The sequence below is a fragment of the Mesorhizobium sp. M1A.F.Ca.IN.020.06.1.1 genome (assembly GCF_004023265.1).
GTDB lineage: Bacteria > Pseudomonadota > Alphaproteobacteria > Rhizobiales > Rhizobiaceae > Mesorhizobium.
The window spans coordinates 1-2,100 of the sequence record NZ_RZSR01001008.1 but is presented as its reverse complement, the minus strand read 5'-3'; the positions used below and the strand labels follow the sequence as shown (position 1 = coordinate 2,100).

1 protein-coding gene and 1 pseudogene are annotated in these 2,100 nt (G+C 65.5%); both read left to right on the top strand.

Annotated features, from left to right (window positions below; genetic code table 11):
* Positions 1-845: pseudogene (locus EOA60_RS30225) on the top strand (cell division protein FtsZ); the annotation flags it as partial.
* Positions 846-1,269: 424 nt separating this feature from the next.
* A partial coding sequence (gene lpxC, locus EOA60_RS30220; protein ID WP_128312417.1) for a UDP-3-O-acyl-N-acetylglucosamine deacetylase occupies positions 1,270-2,100 on the top strand: 831 nt, incomplete at its 3' end.

The following is a 2,100-nucleotide window of genomic DNA, read 5'->3' as shown; positions in this document are numbered from 1 at the left end:
GCCGCGACCTCACCCTGTTCGAGGTCGACGAAGCCGCGACCCGGATCCGCGAGGAGGTCGACCAGGACGCCAACATTATCCTCGGCGCCACCTTCGACGAGGAACTGGAAGGCGTGATCCGCGTCTCGGTGGTCGCTACCGGCATCGACAAGTCGGCGGCCGAAATCGCCGCGGCGCCAATCTCCATCCGCGCGCCGCAGAAGCCGGTCGCCCGTCCCGCCGCACCTGTTCAGGAAAGCCGTCCCGCACCGGTTCAGCAGCAGGCCTACGAGCCGCGCGCCGTCGATCCGGTTGCCGAGGCGATCCAGCTTGCAGAGGCGAACGCCGCCGCGATGGCACAGCCGCGCCCCGCGCCGCTCGACGACTTCCGCCCGCAGAGCAAGATCTTCCAGGCTCCGCCGGCCCAGCCTCAGCCGCAGCCGATCGCCCAGCAGCCGGTCATGCAGCCCGCGCCGCAGCGCGAGATGCCGCAGCCTGTGGCTGCAGCGCCGCAGCGCATGCCGCGCGTCGAGGACTTTCCACCGGTCGTGAGGGCCGAGGTGGAGGCCAAGAGCCGCCCTGCGGATCATGAGAACAGCGGACCGATGGGGCTGATCAAGCGGCTGACCAACGGCCTGACCCGCCGCGAGGAAGAGCCGGCCCGGCTGCAGCCGGCGCAGCCGCGCGAGCCGAAACTGCGCCAGGCGGCACCGGAAATGCGCCGCCTCGCCAGCCGGGACCCGCAGCTCTATGCGCCGCGCCGCGGCCAGCTCGACGACCAGGGGCGCCTCACGCCTCAAAGCCGCACGGTGCAGGAAGACGACCAGCTGGAGATCCCGGCGTTCCTGCGTCGCCAGGCGAACTAATCGTTAAAGCGCGCCGCCTGTGCGGCGCGCTTTAAGCAATGTTTGATAATGTCGTTCTCCCAAAACCGCTGTGCACTTTCGGGCAGAACATACACTAACGATATATAACAGCTGTTAACAGGCGGGCGAGAGAATCGTCTGCCTGTTGCCTTTAAAAGTTATAGAGAAACAACGGATTACGAGTGTTTCTTCGTTCAGGGCAGCGGTTACACGGGGTAAGAAACCGTGATTTGGAGTCTCCCGGACGGGCCACTATCTTCGCGTCGGACTAAAGTCGGTTTGCCGGGATTCGGGGAGTTGGCCCTGCCTGCCGATGTTATCAGAGCCGCTGCCTTGCTCATTCGCCGCTTTTGCGCGCAGGCCAGATGATCCGTCGGGCCGATAATGCCTAAGGCTGACAAGCGGACACAGGCGGTTTGGGCTTATGGGGTTTGTCTTGCACGACTATCAGACGACAGTTAAGGCGCGCGTGACGCTGACCGGCACCGGCGTCCACAGCGGCAAGCCCGTCACCGTTCATTTCCTGCCCGCCGACGCCGATACCGGCATCGTGTTCCACCTCGCGAATGGCGGCGAGTTCCGCGAGTTCCGCGCGCTGGTCTCCGAGGTCGGCGCCACCGACCTGTGCACCATGCTCGGCGATCCGGTCGGCCAGCATATCGGAACCGTCGAACATCTCATGGCGACGGTGTTCGGACTTGGCATCGACAATCTCATCATCGAGATCGACGGTCCGGAAGTCCCCATTCTCGACGGCAGCGCGGTGGCCTTTGTCGAAGCCTTCGACCAGGCGGGGATCGACACGCTTTCGGTCAAGCGCCGCTATATCCGCGTGGTCAAGCCGATCCGCGTCGAAGCCGGTGCATCCTGGGCCGAGTTCCGCCCCTATGACGGCACGCGATTCGAGGTCGAGATCGACTTCGAGAGCCCGGCAATCGGCCGCCAGCTCTTCGCCTCCGATATCAACCCCGACATCTTCCGCCGCGACATCGCGCGGGCCCGCACCTTCGGCTTCATGAAGGATGTCGAGCGGCTGTGGGCCGCCGGCTACGCGCTCGGGTCGTCGCTGGAGAACTCGCTGGTCATCGGCGACGACAACCGCGTCATCAATGTCGGCGGACTGCGCTATCCGAACGAATTCGCCCGCCACAAGACGCTCGACGCCATGGGCGACCTGGCGCTTGCCGGCGCGCGCTTCATCGGCTGCTTCCGCTCCTATCGTGGCGGCCATCGGATGAACGCGGCGGCGCTGCGC